The sequence below is a fragment of the Shewanella chilikensis genome (assembly GCF_002836945.1).
GTDB classification, from domain to species: domain Bacteria; phylum Pseudomonadota; class Gammaproteobacteria; order Enterobacterales; family Shewanellaceae; genus Shewanella; species Shewanella chilikensis.
This window is the reverse complement of sequence record NZ_NIJM01000006.1, coordinates 30,279-45,096: the sequence shown is the minus strand read 5'-3', so window position 1 is coordinate 45,096 and position 14,818 is coordinate 30,279. Positions and strand designations below refer to the sequence as shown.

At 56.4% G+C, this 14,818-nt stretch carries 11 protein-coding genes; 7 read left to right on the top strand and 4 right to left on the bottom strand.

Features of this window, described 5'->3' with window-relative positions; all coding sequences use genetic code 11:
- Positions 1-13: 13 nt before the first annotated feature.
- Positions 14-244, top strand: a complete 231-nt coding sequence (locus CX651_RS03390) for a DUF2789 domain-containing protein (protein ID WP_101053521.1) — start codon at positions 14-16, stop codon at positions 242-244.
- A gap of 22 nt (positions 245-266) precedes the next feature.
- Here the strand turns inward: CX651_RS03390 and CX651_RS03385 are convergent, their stop codons facing one another.
- Positions 267-632, bottom strand: a complete 366-nt coding sequence (locus tag CX651_RS03385) for a DUF3192 domain-containing protein (RefSeq protein ID WP_101053519.1) — start codon at positions 630-632, stop codon at positions 267-269.
- Between the two features lie 166 nt (positions 633-798).
- Between CX651_RS03385 and CX651_RS03380 the strand changes: the two genes are divergently transcribed.
- Entirely contained in the window at positions 799-1,137 is a 339-nt protein-coding gene (locus CX651_RS03380; RefSeq protein ID WP_101053517.1) for a hypothetical protein, read from the top strand.
- Positions 1,137-1,910 (top strand): Zn-ribbon-containing protein, encoded by a 774-nt coding sequence (locus CX651_RS03375; RefSeq protein ID WP_028779837.1) that lies wholly within the window; start codon positions 1,137-1,139, stop codon positions 1,908-1,910. Before CX651_RS03380 ends, CX651_RS03375 begins: the two co-directional genes overlap by 1 nt.
- Before the next feature lie 58 nt (positions 1,911-1,968).
- Here the strand turns inward: CX651_RS03375 and syd are convergent, their stop codons facing one another.
- Entirely contained in the window at positions 1,969-2,610 is a 642-nt protein-coding gene (syd, locus tag CX651_RS03370; RefSeq protein ID WP_101053515.1) for a SecY-interacting protein, read from the bottom strand.
- 59 nt (positions 2,611-2,669) lie between these two features.
- Between syd and queF the strand changes: the two genes are divergently transcribed.
- Positions 2,670-3,527 carry an NADPH-dependent 7-cyano-7-deazaguanine reductase QueF gene (gene queF, locus CX651_RS03365; protein WP_101053633.1) on the top strand — a complete coding sequence of 286 codons (858 nt, stop codon included), beginning with the start codon at positions 2,670-2,672 and terminating at the stop codon, positions 3,525-3,527.
- Between the two features lie 62 nt (positions 3,528-3,589).
- Here queF and CX651_RS03360 read toward each other — a convergent pair whose 3' ends face one another.
- Positions 3,590-4,330: a 4'-phosphopantetheinyl transferase family protein gene (locus CX651_RS03360; RefSeq protein WP_146225988.1), complete on the bottom strand. Its 741-nt coding sequence runs from the start codon at positions 4,328-4,330 to the stop codon at positions 3,590-3,592.
- A gap of 75 nt (positions 4,331-4,405) precedes the next feature.
- Entirely contained in the window at positions 4,406-4,690 is a 285-nt protein-coding gene (locus tag CX651_RS03355) for a hypothetical protein (protein WP_144161927.1), read from the bottom strand.
- Positions 4,691-5,090: 400 nt separating this feature from the next.
- Here CX651_RS03355 and CX651_RS03350 point away from each other — a divergent pair, with 400 nt between their 5' ends.
- The 3 genes from CX651_RS03350 to CX651_RS03340 are packed head-to-tail and all read left to right on the top strand — an operon-like array spanning position 5,091 to position 14,817.
- A complete protein-coding gene (locus tag CX651_RS03350; protein WP_101053509.1) occupies positions 5,091-5,876 on the top strand; it encodes a helix-turn-helix domain-containing protein in 786 nt (261 codons plus the stop codon).
- Positions 5,873-12,601, top strand: a complete 6,729-nt coding sequence (locus CX651_RS20410) for a type I polyketide synthase (protein ID WP_101053507.1) — start codon at positions 5,873-5,875, stop codon at positions 12,599-12,601. Before CX651_RS03350 ends, CX651_RS20410 begins: the two co-directional genes overlap by 4 nt.
- Complete coding sequence (locus CX651_RS03340) at positions 12,598-14,817, top strand: PfaB family protein (protein WP_101053505.1); 2,220 nt, start codon at positions 12,598-12,600, stop codon at positions 14,815-14,817. Before CX651_RS20410 ends, CX651_RS03340 begins: the two co-directional genes overlap by 4 nt.
- Position 14,818 lies beyond the last annotated feature (1 nt).

Below are 14,818 nucleotides of genomic sequence, written 5' to 3'. Positions count from 1 at the left end.
TGGAGGTCAGAATATGGATACCACCCACACAGACTTGGCCCATTTATTTGAGCAATTGGGACTCCCCAGCAGCAGCGAGGCGATAGAAGGTTTTATCGGCACACATTCTATCCCCGAGGGAGTCAAACTGGTGGATGCACCATTCTGGAATGAAGCTCAGCGCACTTTTTTAACAGAGGCTCTGGCCGAGGACGCCCAATGGTCAGACACCATAGACCATTTGGACGCCCAGCTCAGGAGTTGATTGAAATTGGGATGAGTGTGAATTACAGCTGCGCGTAGGCCTTATCGCCCCAGCCAATCAGTTGTTGATCGCGAAACACCAAGGGGGTGCATTCATCCTTGGTGGTCTTGCCATCACTGTGTCTGTGGCGGGTACGGTAAAATAGTACCTGTACTTGCTGCTCATTGGAGAGAAAGGCTTCATTGAAGTCGGCCTGCCCCATGAGATGCTGCACCTGTTGCTGATCCATCCCCAGAGTCAACTTGGCCAGTTGTTGCTGATTTTGCTGTTGCTGCAGCTGCCAGGACTCCTTTTCATCCCAGTTGGCTTCGTGATCGCCGACATTGACCACACAAGCACTAAGCCCTAAGCTTGCTATCCCCATCAGTGGCAGTAATAACTTGTTCATTGTCACTCCTTGTTATATTTATCAAATGTTAATTTTTGTTAAGTAAATACAGCAAGCGCTATGCAACATGCAGGCCAACAAATAAACTGATAAATATCAAAAAGATAAAAACAAATAACTGCTGCACTATGTAGCTATTGGCGAAAAAGTGAGGTTTTTTACCAAGATGTCCACTCCACTGGAACAGGTCATGGCCGCTGCGGCGGCAGTAGCCCAAAGCGGCCATACTCCCTCTCTGGCACTGATTAAGGCAAGACTCAGCAACAAGTTACCAATGCCACTGCTGGTTGAAGGTCTGCAGCGCTTCAAATCCCTTCCGGAGAGTGAACGGGAAAAACTAACTCAAAGCGAACCTCGGCAGGATGAAGCTGCACCACAGAAACCTGTCCCCACAGTAGAAGTCCTCCAGCAGGAGATCAGCCAGCTACGCCAGGAACAGCAGCAACTGAAACAAGAATTCGCGGCCTTACAACAAAGGCTCGCCAAGCTTGAGGGCCAGCAATAATGTTTGTCTGCGAACTCAGGTTTGAATGCTTTGCCAACACCACGATCAGCGCCGCAGAAAAAGCCATCAATACTCTGCTTGAAGCCTGGCGGGCCAACGGTCAGGTATTAGGACGGGAATTTGCGGTGGCCTTTAGGGACGGAGAGTTCAGAGTCAGGCTACTGCTACCTGAAGAAACCAGTCTGGCCAACAGGCACAACAGTCCCTGGGCCAAACAGGCGTTGCAGCAGTTAACCGAGGCCAAACTGCTGGCCCCCAAGGAAAAGCTCATAGGTCAGGATATCAATTCCGAAGTCAGCACCCTGGAGCCCCCAAGTTGGCAGCTGCTTTATACCAGCTATGTGCATATGTGCTCGCCGCTGCGCAGCGGCGATAACTTGCTACCCATTCCACTCTACCGCATTCCCGCGACCTTCAACGGCGATCACAAGCGGGTGATCCGTTGGCAAACCGAGTGGCAAGCCTGTGATGAACTGCAGATGGCCGCAGCAACCAAGGCCGAGTTTGCCGCACTTGAGGAGCTTTCCAGCCCGGATAGCGATCTGTTTCGCCGCGGCTGGGATTTGCGTGGCCGCATCGAATATCTGACCCAAATTCCTACCTATTACTACCTTTACCGGGTCGGGGGAGAGAGTAAGCAAGCCGAATTGGCCCGTCCCTGTCCCCGCTGCGGCAACCCGGACTGGCGCCAGCCCAGCCCGTTGCTGGATCTGTTTCATTTCCGCTGTGACAACTGCCGGATAGTCTCCAACCTCTCCTGGGATCATCAATAGCCTAGGTTCATCAATAGCAGTGATCATCAATCAATAGTGATTGTGGCAACCCCGGCTATCAGCGGCGGGAAAACAGGTGTTGCCACATAAGCTTCATCCGCGCCCAGAGACCGGGATGGTCAACATCCGCCATGGTCGGCTCCACAGGCTCAACTGCCGGCGCCACTCTGGGGCGCAGCATAACAAGAAACTCTTCCAGGCTATCTGCCAGCTTCTTTGAGGGGAGCTCACCCGGGGTCTCACGCCAGACAGCACCGGTTTCGTTATCCACGCAGATCATCTCATCACCTTGCCCCAATAGGCCGATAAACCAGGTCGGTGGCTGCTTGAGCTTGCGTTTCATCATCAGGTGCCCAATCAGATTCTGCTGCAGGAACTCAAAATCATCCTGACTCCAGGGCTGCAATAGTTCCCCTTCGCCGAAATCGGCTTCAAACAACAGATGCGCGGCAAAAAACTGCCCATAAAACTCGTCGATATCGGCATGCAGCGGCAACTCCAGCGCATGACTGACATTGGCAAAACTGCCTGGCTGCTCACGGCGAATAGTCTGCCACAGTTGCGGATCTTCACCATCCTCCTGCAGCACACAGGGCGAGGCTTCTCCCCTGGCATAACATCTGGGGCCTTCCCCCAGACTCGACTGGTAACTTTGATGATAACGGCTGAGAAATTGCTCCAACGCCTGGGCACAAGACACTTATCGCACTTCCAAATTCAGGTATAATGGTGGCCTATTTTGACACGGAAACCCGCTTGATGACACAGAATCACGACCCTTACCGGAACGCCGAAGCCTTATCTGGCCTGACACTGGGTCAGCAGACAGATTATCAAGAGCATTACGCCCCAGAGCTGTTGCAGGGTGTGCCCCGCAAACTCAACCGTGATGCAATCAACCTGAGTACGCCTCTGCCGTTTCAGGGCGCCGATATCTGGACCGGCTATGAACTCTCCTGGCTCAATGCCAAGGGCAAGCCCATGGTGGCCATCGCCGAGTTCCAGCTGGATCTCAACAGCGAGCATTTAATTGAGTCCAAATCCTTCAAGCTCTATCTGAACAGTTTCAATCAAACTCGCTTTGACAGTACTGAAGCCGTCGAGCAGACCCTTACCCAAGATCTGAGCCGCTGTGCCAATGGCGAGGTAAAAGTCAGAGTGATTGAGCCCAAGCACTTCAACAGCCAGAGAGTTGTTGAGCTGCCGGGGCACTGCATTGACGATCTGGATATTGAAGTCAGCGACTATGAGTTCAACCCCAAATGGCTCGAGGACAGTACAGACGACAAGCAGATAGTTGCCGAGACCTTGAACTCCAACCTGCTTAAGTCCAACTGTTTGATCACCTCACAGCCTGATTGGGGCAGCGTGATGATCCGCTACCAGGGCCCCAAGATAGACAAGGAAAAACTGCTGCGTTATCTGATCTCTTTCCGCCAGCATAACGAGTTCCATGAGCAGTGTGTGGAGCGGATATTCACCGATCTGAAGCGTTTCTGCCATTGCAGTAAATTGACCGTCTACGCCCGCTACACCCGCAGAGGCGGATTGGACATCAACCCGTTCCGCAGTGACTTTGAGCACGTGCCGGAAAGCCAACGCCTGGCAAGACAGTAATCGAACATAAAGCGGCTTTAAGGCCGCTTTTTCATTCCTGCCCGGTAACCCATTTCAGAATGCTACTGACCAAGGTGCCAGTGCAGTTGCCAGTTGATGGCTGCAGGGGCCCACAGCGTCAGGGCCAATCGATAACCCGGCTCCATATGGCCAAGCCAACTCTGCCATTGGGTGTTTTCCTTAGGCTTTAGCAAAAGCCCACGGCGCATCGAAACAATCTCGGCTGGCCGCTCGGCCGAGCAGGCTTCCCCTGAGCTCAAGTCAAACGCAAACCCATCGAGCGGCTGCGCCAACCCTTTGCCTGTCGCCTTGATATAAGACTCTTTCAAGGCCCAGAGGTCGAAAAACGCCTCTCGCCGCGTGGCATCATCCAGATTTCGTAATTGCTGCAGCTCAAAAGGCGCAAAATAGTGGCGCATTACAGTATCGATAGCCGTGCGCATCCGTAAACGCTCTATATCGACTCCAAGTTGCAACTCAGGAGAAGGATGTTTCAGCAATGCCAACAGCAGCCAATCACCGCTGTGACTGAGGTTAAAATGCAGCTGAGTCTGTTGAAACTGCTCATCACAAAGGCGCGGCTTACCCTGGGGACCATAATCGAAACACCACTCGCGGGCTGCAAGCGGCGCTTGAGTACTCAGGGTCTTTCTCAGCAAGGCGCGGCTTGTTATTGCTCGTTGTTGTACCTCTTTATGGCTTATTCGGGCAAACTTTTCCCGCTCGGCCGGTGTCAGGCACAGCGCCAGATCTTTGAGTTTTAAAGGCTCACTCTGGCGTAAGGGATACAAAAAGAGTTGCACGGCGTTGATGGGAGGCTCCAAAAAACCAAGGGGGAGTAGGCTATTTTGCCTTGGGCTCCCCCTCGGTCTCAAGTGCTAATCGTTCATGTTTTGCTGATTCATTTTATCGACATAGGCTCTCGCCTCTTCCCGCTCTCTTTCCCGTTGCTGGGCGGTTGTACAGCGGCGGTTGGGAATATTGCTGCCGGTAACCCTAACCCGGTCGCAGCGGTATCCCTGTTCATCGAGTCTTTGTTGGCGGGCCGCGTCCTCAGGCGACAACTCGGCGGTAGTGGCACTGGTACCACTGCAACCGGCGCCGAGTACAGTAAACAAGGTCGCACTCGCCATTCCCAGTAGATTATTTTTTGTTAAATACACCTGACACTCTCCATTTCTGTTGCTGATGCCAGTTCATCCAGTTGCCCTAAAGGCAGATACCCAGGTTGTAACATAAGCTGCAATATAAGCTGCAACAGACCACTGGGGATTAGGGATAAATAGGTATCAGATATCCATTTTTACAGCACAAAAAACCAAAACAACCAATTTATATCAATTTAAAAACAAATCAACAACAAGCCATTCGGGACTCATTTGCAAGTAAGTGCTTTAAAACAAAAGCAGGATTTTCAGTCCCAGATGATTGTATCGAGCAACAGGCACTGGTAATCTGCTTCACCTGTTACTGAAATAACAGCCTGACGCTCAGTATTGTGGAAGTTTGCAACCATGGCAGACAGGCGAGAAAGGAAGCCCAAGGGCCCAGTCCCAGCTGATTATGAAGCAAACTCAAACCGGAAAACGGCGTCATCGTAATGCCACCACCACCCCGGAAATGCGCCGCTTTATCCAGGAGTCGGAGCTCAATGTCAGCCAACTGGCACGGTTACTGAATATCAGTGAAGCAACCGTTCGCAAGTGGCGTAAACGCGAGTCGACCCAGGATCAATCCCACACCCCGCATCATCTGAATACCACTCTGAGCGATATTCAGGAGTATGTGGTTGTCGGGCTGCGCTGGCAGCTCAAGCTGCCGCTGGACAGGTTGTTGCAAGTCACCCAGGAATTTATCAATCCCCATGTTTCGCGCTCCGGGCTGGCCCGCTGTCTGAAACGCCACGGCGCATCCCGGCTCGACAATATCGATGCCGCGCACTCGCTGCCGCCGAAACACTTCAATAAACTGCCGGTCTACAGCGGCAGCAAGATGCAAACCTACACCCTCAACAGCCAAACGCTTGCCGATGCGTTGATGCTGCCCAGTACCGATGAACACACTGTGGTTCAGGTCGAAGCCATGAGTATTCCCATTGGCCAACAGACCCATTCGGTACTCATAGGGATGGATCCCGTCAGCGGCTGGGTCTATGTCGACATCTATCAGGATGACGACACCCACGCCGCCGACCGCTACATAGCCTACGTCCTCAAGCGCGCCCCGTTTGCCCTGCGCCGCTTGCTGGTACGCAACTATCATATTTTCCAGTCCAGGTTTCCCTCTGCCGCCAAGGCAGGGCGCAAACCCAGGCCGCAACTTGCAGCCACCAATGGAGATGCTCAATGAGCCAAGAACAAGCCTCTCAGATAGACAAACGCCTCAACAAAAGGCTGAAAGACACACCGATTGCCATAGTCGGCATGGCGAGCCTGTTTGCCGGCAGCCGTTATCTGAACCAGTTTTGGGATCTGATCTGCGACAAGATAGATGCCATCACCCAAGTGCCCGCCGACCGCTGGCAAGTGGCAGACTATTTTGACCCCGACAAGAAAGCCGCCGACAAGAGTTACTGCAAGCGCGGCGGCTTTATCCCGGAAGTGGATTTCAACCCGATGGAGTTTGGTCTGCCGCCCAATATCCTCGAACTGACCGACACCTCGCAGCTGCTGTCGCTGGTGGTAGCCAAAGAGGTGTTGGAGGATGCAGGTATCGATGAAGGCTCGGACTATGATCGCGACCGCATCGGCATCACCTTGGGGATTGGCGGTGGCCAGAAAATCAGCCAAAGCCTCAATGCCAGGCTGCAATACCCTGTGCTGAAAAAGGTGTTCCGCGAGAGTGGCGTCAGTGAGCAGGACAGCGAAATGCTGATCCGCAAGTTCCAGGATCAATATATACATTGGGAGGAAAACTCCTTCCCTGGGTCACTCGGCAATGTTATCGCCGGTCGGATTGCCAACCGTTTCGATCTCGGCGGCATGAACTGTGTGGTCGATGCCGCCTGTGCCGGCTCGCTGGCGGCAATGCGGATGGCGCTCACCGAGCTGACCGAAGGCCGCAGCGATATGATGCTCACCGGAGGCGTCTGCACCGACAACTCCGCCTATATGTACATGAGCTTCTCCAAGACCCCGGCCTTTACCAGCGACGAGCAGATAAAGCCGTTCGACGCCGACTCCCGCGGCATGATGATAGGCGAAGGCATAGGCATGGTGGCGCTAAAACGCCTGGATGATGCCGAGCGCGACGGTGACCGCATCTATGCGGTGATCAAAGGGGTTGGCGCCTCCAGCGACGGCAAGTTCAAGAGCATTTACGCGCCGCGCCCCGAAGGCCAGGCCAAGGCGCTGCAGCGGGCCTACGATGATGCCGGGTTCCCGCCCCATACTCTGGGCCTGATGGAAGCCCACGGCACAGGTACGGCCGCCGGTGATGTGGCCGAATTCAGCGGCCTCAACGCCGTAATGAGCCAGGATAATCCTGAGCTGCAGCACATTGCGCTGGGTTCAATCAAGTCCCAGGTGGGCCATACCAAGTCGACCGCCGGCACTGCCGGGGTGATCAAGGCGGCTTTGGCGCTGCACCACAAGGTGTTGCCGCCCACCATCAATGTAAAGCAGCCCAATCCCAAGATGGCAGTGGAGCAATCGCCCTTCTATCTCAACACTCAAACCCGCCCCTGGATGCCAAGAACCGACGGTACACCGAGGCGCGCCGCCGTCAGCTCCTTTGGCTTTGGTGGCACCAACTTCCACCTGGTATTGGAAGAGCACAGCCCCGAATTACCCAAGCAACCCTCTCGCCTGAGACGCACGCCTTTGCCGCTGCTGTTTTGCGCTCCGGACAAACCGGCGCTGGAGCAAGAGATAACCGCTCTGCTCAAGACGCTGGAGTCAGATGCCCATGGCGACCTTGAAACCCTATGTGCGCCCTATCGCCTCGGCAGCCAGACACAGGTACAAGGCCCCAGGCTGGGACTGCTTGCCTGCGACACCATAGAGCTGCAGCAAAAACTGCAACAGGCCTTGAACAAGCTGCAAAGCACGGCGGAAGAACAGCCGCAAACCCGTTGGCAACAGCAGGGAGTCGAGTACCGCAGCGCACCTTTGACTGAGGCCAAGACCGCCGCCCTGTTTGCCGGTCAAGGCAGTCAGTATCTACAGATGGGCTCTGGGCTAACCCAGCTCTATCCCGAGCTTCGCGCCGAATTTGCCGCCGCCGACCGAGAGTTTTCCCGCCAGGGCGTAGCCGATAAGTACGGCATGGGCCCCTTGTCGGCGCGGGTGTTCCCGATAGCCAAATTCACGCCCCAGGCCAACAAAGAGGATGAACTGGCACTGGCCAATACCCGCTTTGCCCAAAGCGCCATCGGCGCCCTCGGCATGGGACAGTTCACTCTGCTTTGTCAGGCCGGATTCCAGGCAGATATGCTGGCCGGTCACAGCTTTGGTGAGCTGTCGGCGCTGCGCGCCGCTGGTGCCTTGAGCCGTGAGAGCTATTACGCGCTGGCCTTCGCCCGTGGCGATGCCATGGCCAGCGTCCCCGAAGATAAAGACCCGGGCGCCATGAGCGCCGTTATTCTGCCCTCGGCCGCTGAGCGCAATACTCTCGAGCAGCTGCTGCAGACTGAACCCGAGGTGCAGATAGCCAATATCAACAGCCCGGTTCAGCTTGTGATTGCCGGCGCGAGTGAAGCGGTGACCCGGCTCAACCTCAAGCTGAACGAGGCAGGTTTGCGCGCCATAGCGCTGCCGGTATCCGGTGCCTTCCACACTCCGCTGGTGGCCCATGCGCAGCAACCCTTTGCCGAGGCGATTGCCCACCAGGGCTTGAGCGATGCGAAAACGCCTCTGTATGTCAATGCCACAGGTGACAAGCTGGCACAGGATGCCGAAAGCCTCAGAGCCAACCTGGAGCAGCATATGCTCAAGCAGGTGCGCTTCAGTGAGCAGATAGAGAGCATGTACCGGGACGGCGCCAGAATATTTGTCGAGTTTGGCCCGAAAAACACCCTGGCCAGGTTGGCACAAGCCACCTTGGGCGATCGCGCCGCCGAATGCCTGTTCCTGTCGCTGGACAGCCCAAGCTGTATCGATTCCCTGGCCGCCGACACTGAGCTGAAGCAAGCCCTGCTCAGCCTGGCATTGGCGGGCCTGCCTCTGACAGATCCCGATGCCTATCGCGCCGTACAAACCCAGGCCAAACACAAGGCCTCACCGATGACTATCAAGCTCGGTGCCAGTAACTATATCAGCCCGGCGACCGCCCAGAAGATGGCGGCCTCACTCAAAGAGGGCCGGGTCAGTCAACAGACAAAAATAGTCGAGAAAGTCGTGGAAAAAATAGTCGAGATCCCAGTAGCGGTCGCAAGCCAGAACCCGAGTCAACCGAGCCAAGCTACAGCGCCACAAGCTGCAAACGGCCTCCCAGCAAACAGCGGCAGCGGATTACAGCAGTTTTTCAGCGCCCAGCAACAGTTGGCCGAGCTGCATCAGCAGTTTCTGAATATCCCACTGCAATATGGCAACAGTGTGCAGCAACTGCTCGCAGAGCAAGTAAAACTGGCGACGGCCGGCAAAGCGATTCCTGACAGCCTCAATCAGACCCTGGCCATGTTCCACCAGCACCAGGCCGAGACTTTAAAGATCCACAACGACTTTATTCAGTCGCAAAATCTCGGCGCCCAGCAGTTGTTGCAACAACTTCAGGGCGGTGCTGTGTTACCAAATTCTGTGTTGACCAATGCTGTATTGCCCAAGATAGAGCAGGCCCAAGCAGTAGCAGTGTCTGTGCCAGTGCCCGTCCAGGCTGCAGCGCCTTTAACTCACGCCGCAGCGCCAGTCAAAGCAGCAAGCACGCCACAGCAACCCAGCCAAGTGCTACAAAGCCGGCCTCAAGCTCCAGCTCCTGTCCCAACCATAGCCATAACCACAGCCAAGCCAAGCACAGGTGTCGAAGAGCTGATGTTGCAAGTGGTGGCCGACAAAACCGGCTACCCCACAGAAATGCTCGAGCTGGGAATGGATATGGAAGCCGATCTCGGTATCGATTCCATCAAGCGGGTGGAAATTCTCGGCACAGTGCAAGATCAACTGCCCAACTTGCCACAATTGGATGCCGCAACTCTAAGCGAATGCCGCACCCTGGGGCAGATAGTCGATTATCTACAGCAAAGCGCCGGTGTGAACGCCAGTGTGCAGCCTGAGCCAATTCAGCCGAGCCCTGCCCAGTCAAACACAGCTCAATCAAACACAGCTAGTGATGTCACGGCAATCATGCTGCAGGTAGTGGCCGACAAGACCGGCTACCCGGCCGAAATGCTCGAGCTGGGGATGGATATGGAGGCCGACCTCGGTATCGACTCCATCAAGCGGGTAGAAATTCTCGGCACAGTGCAAGACAAACTGCCTGAGCTGCCACAGCTGGACGCCGCAAGCTTAAGCGAATGCCGCACCTTGGGGCAGATCATAGATTGTTTTGCCGGCTCAAACGCTGAGCATGCAGCCGAGCCGCTAACCCAAACCTATGAGACGCCAAACACTCAGCCGAGTGTGGCCTTGCCGCCCCATTCGGGAGTCAGCCTAAAAAAGCTGCCGGCGGCAGATAGATTCTCAGGCGCAAGCGCCGAGGCTCTGTTTGCCGCGAACAGCTGTGCGCTGCTGCTCGATGACGGCCACAATGCCGGTGTCCTGGCCAAGAAACTGACAGACAGTGGCATCAGTGTCACTCTGGTGCGCCCGGCGGCAACCGATTCGCAATCGGCGCTGGACAGCAAGCTGCCAATCCTGACTCTGGCCAGCAATGATGATGCCGGAGTCAAGGCGCTCATCGCCGGGCTCAAACAGCAAGTGGCCATCTATATCCATCTGCAGCCACAACTGCCGCAGGAACAACTCGAAGAGTTGATGCCGCTCAACATCACGGCCAAGACTCAGGTACAACTGAGCTTCCTGTTCGCCAAGCATTTGAGCCCAGCCTGGCAAACGCCGACAAAAGGCCGCCGCGCCTTTATCACTGTGGCGCGCATGGATGGTCAGCTGGGTTTCAGCGGTCAGCCCTGTGAATTGAATCAGAGCGCCCTGTTTGGCTTAACCAAGACCCTGGCGCAGGAATGGCCTCAGGTGCATTGCCGCGCGTTGGATCTTGCTCCTGAGCTAGATGCCTCGGCGCTGGCCTCGCAAGTCATGGATGCGCTCTACAGCCCTAGTCAGGATCCATTGGAGTGGGGCAAAAGCGCCGCCGGCAGAGTGACCCTGGTAGCGACTTCGGCCTATGACCAGATTGCTGCCGATACAGGCATGGCGCCATGCAGGCTCGATAGTTCAGATAAAATACTGGTGACCGGGGGCGCAAAAGGCGTCACCCTGGACTGTGCCCTGGCGCTGGCCCGCCAAAGTGGCAGTCACTTTATTCTCGCCGGTCGCAGCAAGGCCTTGGCATTGGAAGCATTCCCCGATTGGGCCCAAGGGCTTGAGAGCGGTCAGCTAAAAGCGGCCGCAATCACCGCGCTATTGGCCAAGGGGCAAAAGCCCTCGCCCAAGGAAGTGGAAGCCCTGATAAAACCTCTTGTCAACGCGCTGGAAATTCACGCAGCGCTCAAGCGCTTTGAGGCCATAGGTGCCAGCGCCGAATACCTGAGTCTGGATGTCAGTAACCCGGATGCGGTCGCGTCCACACTGGCGCCCATTCAGGCATTGGCGCCTATCAGCGGGCTGATTCACGGCGCCGGGGTGTTGGCCGATAAACACATCGCCGACAAGACCCTCGCCGAACTCGAATTGGTTACAGGCACCAAGGTTGGCGGCCTCTCCGCCTTGCTCAGAGCCTTGGCACTAAACAAAAAGGCCGCCGAGCACTTAAAACTGTTGGCGCTGTTTTCCTCCGCCGCCGGTTTCTACGGCAACACAGGCCAGAGCGACTACGCCATGGCCAATGAAATTCTCAATAAAACCGCTCATCGGCTACATCATGAGTTGCCGACCACCCGAGTGATCAGTTTCAACTGGGGCCCCTGGGATGGCGGCATGGTCAACGCGGCGCTGAAGCAGATGTTTGAGTCCCGCGGCGTTTATGTGATCCCAAGGGAAGCCGGTGCCAAGCTGTTTGCCGAGGCGATTCTGGCCCGCTCAGAGCCGCAGTTGTTGATTGGCTCCAGCATGCAAGGCCCGGGGGACAAACAAGGCCTGAACCACACTGATACGCTGGAGACCCAAGCTAGCCCCCAAATCCTGAGTCGCAGTATCAAGCGCCAGGATCTGGCGCTGCTGGAAGATCACTGCATAGGTGGCAATCCGGTATGGCCGACTGTCTGCGCGCTCCAGTGGATGCTGCAATGTGCCCAGAGCCTCTTTGGCGGCGATTGGCGCGCCGTGGACTATAAGCTGCTCAAAGGCGTGGTATTTGACAGTGATGAAAAGCGATTGCAGCTCAGCCTGACTCTGGGAACCGACGGCGAGCTGCAGGCGAGCATCAGCTGTGATGAGCGGCCTCAGTACCAGGCGACCTTACTGCCGTTAATACAGCAGCCGTTAATCCAGCAGCCGTTAATGCCGCAGCATGCCAGTCAGCCACTGGCGCATGTTTCTTTGACTGAGATAGGCGAAGGTGAGCTCCAAGTGCGTCAAGGCAGTAAGTTTTATCACAGCGGCGCCCTGTTCCATGGCCCGCAGCTGCAGGCCATTACTGAGGTACTGCAGTTTGATGACCAAGGGCTTAGCTGCCGATACCAGCTACCGGATGCCGCATCGAGCGAAGATCGCGCCCTGATCCAGCAAGACGCACTGCTGCAGGCCATGTTGATCTGGGCCCGGCTCAAATACGATGCCGCCAGCCTGCCCTCCTCACTGGCGGCGCTCTGGCAAAACGCCCTGCTGCCTGAAAATGACACCGGCCTTATTCGCCTGCAGGTGACCAAGCACTCCAGCCGTCAGCTCAGCGCCGATCTGGCCCTGTTCAACGCCGAGGGCCTGCTGCAAACCGGGCTGGAAAATGCCAAGGTCACCATTAGCAAGGGGCTCAATGCCGCCTTTGAACCGGCCAAGGCCGCCACAGGTAATAGAGAAAGGCCTTGAGCAAAGCGATAGGCCCTATGCCTCACATTGAAGTAAAGCCAGCTGAGTCTGCGGCCGAAAAGCCGCTGCGGCTGGCACTGTGCCTGGTCGAAGAGGAGCAAAGCCTGGCGCCCAAGCTTAGGGCTGCCTTGCGCACTATCGCGTTTGATAGTAATCAGGTTCCCGACTGGCCTTGGCTGGTGGCCGAAGTCAAGGCCGGGGCAAGCCTGAGCCTGGTGCTGCCATCAAAGCAGCGGCTATTGCTGCTAAGCGCAGTCGATGCGGCGCAAGCAAGACTGCATCCGCAAGCCTTGCTGCAGGCCTTAAGCCATGGCGCTCACAAGCCGCAGCAGCTTCTTAAGCAGGCCTGGCAGCAGGCAAAACGCCCAGAGGTTGAGGAAAGGGACACTCTGTTTCTGGAGCAACCATTGCAGCTTGAGCCGTTATGCCTGCAACTGGAGGCATTTGCCAAGCGGCGCCTGGCGCAGAAAATGGCGGGGTTGCCTTTTCAAGGCAAGTCTCTGGCGCTGGCCAGTAACTCCCCGGCTATGGCGCTGATCCTCAGCCAAGGCACAGCCTTGAGCGGTTATTGCGATGAAACAGCCTTGAGCGACTCTTGCGATGAAACAGCCTTGAGCGGCTCTTATGATAAAACAGCCCTGAGCGACTCTTGCGTGAGCAGCTTTTGTGTGAGCGGCTTGGCTTCTGGAAAAGAATCAAGCTCTGGCCTTTGCCCCCAAGGAGCGCCCTGGCTTTTACCGCTGACCTTGATTGCCAGCCCAAAGACTCTGCTCAGTGAGGCGCAAACTGCGCTGCAGCAGGCCCAAAGTCGCCTGAGCCAATCGATGAGCACTCATGCTCTGGCGCGCTGGCTGACGGATGAATTAAAAACCCTGGAGCAGAGCTTTTCAGGCACAGCGCCCGAGGGCGGCGAATACTATTCGCTGGTGCTTATTGGCCGAGATGCCACCGAGCTTATTGCCGAGAGCGAATTGCTCCTGGGTCAGCTTCAAAAAATAACGTCTTTGACCGAACTGCCAGAGCTTGAGCTTATTACGCCAAATGGCAGCGTTTTTTGCGCCCAGCCGCTGGGCCCTGCTCGCCTCTGCTTTGTCTACCCGGGTGTCGGCACGGCTTACCATGGCATGCTCGGCGCCTTAAAGCAGGCCTTCCCCAAGAGTTATGCCGATTTTGAGGCCGCAGCAACAGCCGAAAATGTCGCCCTATCCACTCTGCTGCCAGCAGCCTTGAGCGATGCTTCCAATGAAACAGCCTTGAGCGATAAAGGAGAGGCCGCACCCAGTCCGGCGCCAACAATGACACTCGCCGAGCAGGCCGTTGCCGGGGTCGGCGCCAGTGTGCTGCTGACGCAGATACTGCGGCGGGAGTTCAAGCTCCGCCCAGCCTTTGCCATCGGCTACTCCATGGGCGAAGCGGCCATGTTTGCCGCCAATGGCGTCTGGGACAAGCCTTTTGCTTTGGTTAAACCTACGCTGGAAAGCCGGATTTTCTCAGAGCAGATCTCGGGCGCGCTCACAGCCGTGCGCCAGGAGTGGCAACTCGATGCCAGAGATGCCATCTGCTGGAACAGTTTTCTGCTGCGCATTGATACAGGCAGCATCACGCCATTATTGCAAAACCCGGCTTACTCGCGGGTCTACCTCGCCATACGTCAGGGGCCTAGCTGCGTGCTGGCCGGGGATGAGGCTCAGTGCCGGGCACTGATAAAGGCCCTTGGCAAACGCGGCGTTGCCGCCAACCGGGTCACCGCCATGCACACACCGGCGGCCCTGCGTGTAAAGCCAGAATTGACCACCTTTTATGACAGGCCACTCTCGGGCGAGCTTGAACAGCCGCAGCCCGTCTATATCAGCGCCGGCAGCGAGCAGCCGCTCAAACCTGCCAGGCTTGAGCGCAAGCAGATAGCCGAGACCATAGCGACTTGTTTCAGCCAGCCACTCAATGTGGAGTCGCTGCTGCAAAGAGCCCGAAAACATGGCGCGCAACTGTTTCTGGAGGTCGGCGCCGACAGCCAAACCAGCAGCATTATTCAGGCGATGGCCGGAAAACAGCTCTCCAGCGATATCAAGGCCTTTGGCTGCGATCGCAAACATAGCGGCGCCGCCGACAACAAAGCATTACTCAAGGCCCTGGCTCGACTCATCAGCCACAGGGTCCCACTGGCCACAGCGGCGCTGTATCCACAGCTTGCCCGGCCCGATAACTTAGTGACGTGAG

Bases quoted from the DNA above. Each gene is read 5' to 3' on its own strand.
- CX651_RS03385 (WP_101053519.1), bottom strand. From the start codon at position 632: ATGAACAAGTTATTACTGCCACTGATGGGGATAGCAAGCTTAGGGCTT.
- CX651_RS03390 (WP_101053521.1), top strand. From the start codon at position 14: ATGGATACCACCCACACAGACTTGGCCCATTTATTTGAGCAATTGGGA.
- CX651_RS03350 (WP_101053509.1), top strand. From the start codon at position 5,091: ATGAAGCAAACTCAAACCGGAAAACGGCGTCATCGTAATGCCACCACC.
- CX651_RS20410 (WP_101053507.1), top strand. From the start codon at position 5,873: ATGAGCCAAGAACAAGCCTCTCAGATAGACAAACGCCTCAACAAAAGG.
- queF (WP_101053633.1), top strand. From the start codon at position 2,670: ATGACACAGAATCACGACCCTTACCGGAACGCCGAAGCCTTATCTGGC.
- CX651_RS03380 (WP_101053517.1), top strand. From the start codon at position 799: ATGTCCACTCCACTGGAACAGGTCATGGCCGCTGCGGCGGCAGTAGCC.
- CX651_RS03375 (WP_028779837.1), top strand. From the start codon at position 1,137: ATGTTTGTCTGCGAACTCAGGTTTGAATGCTTTGCCAACACCACGATC.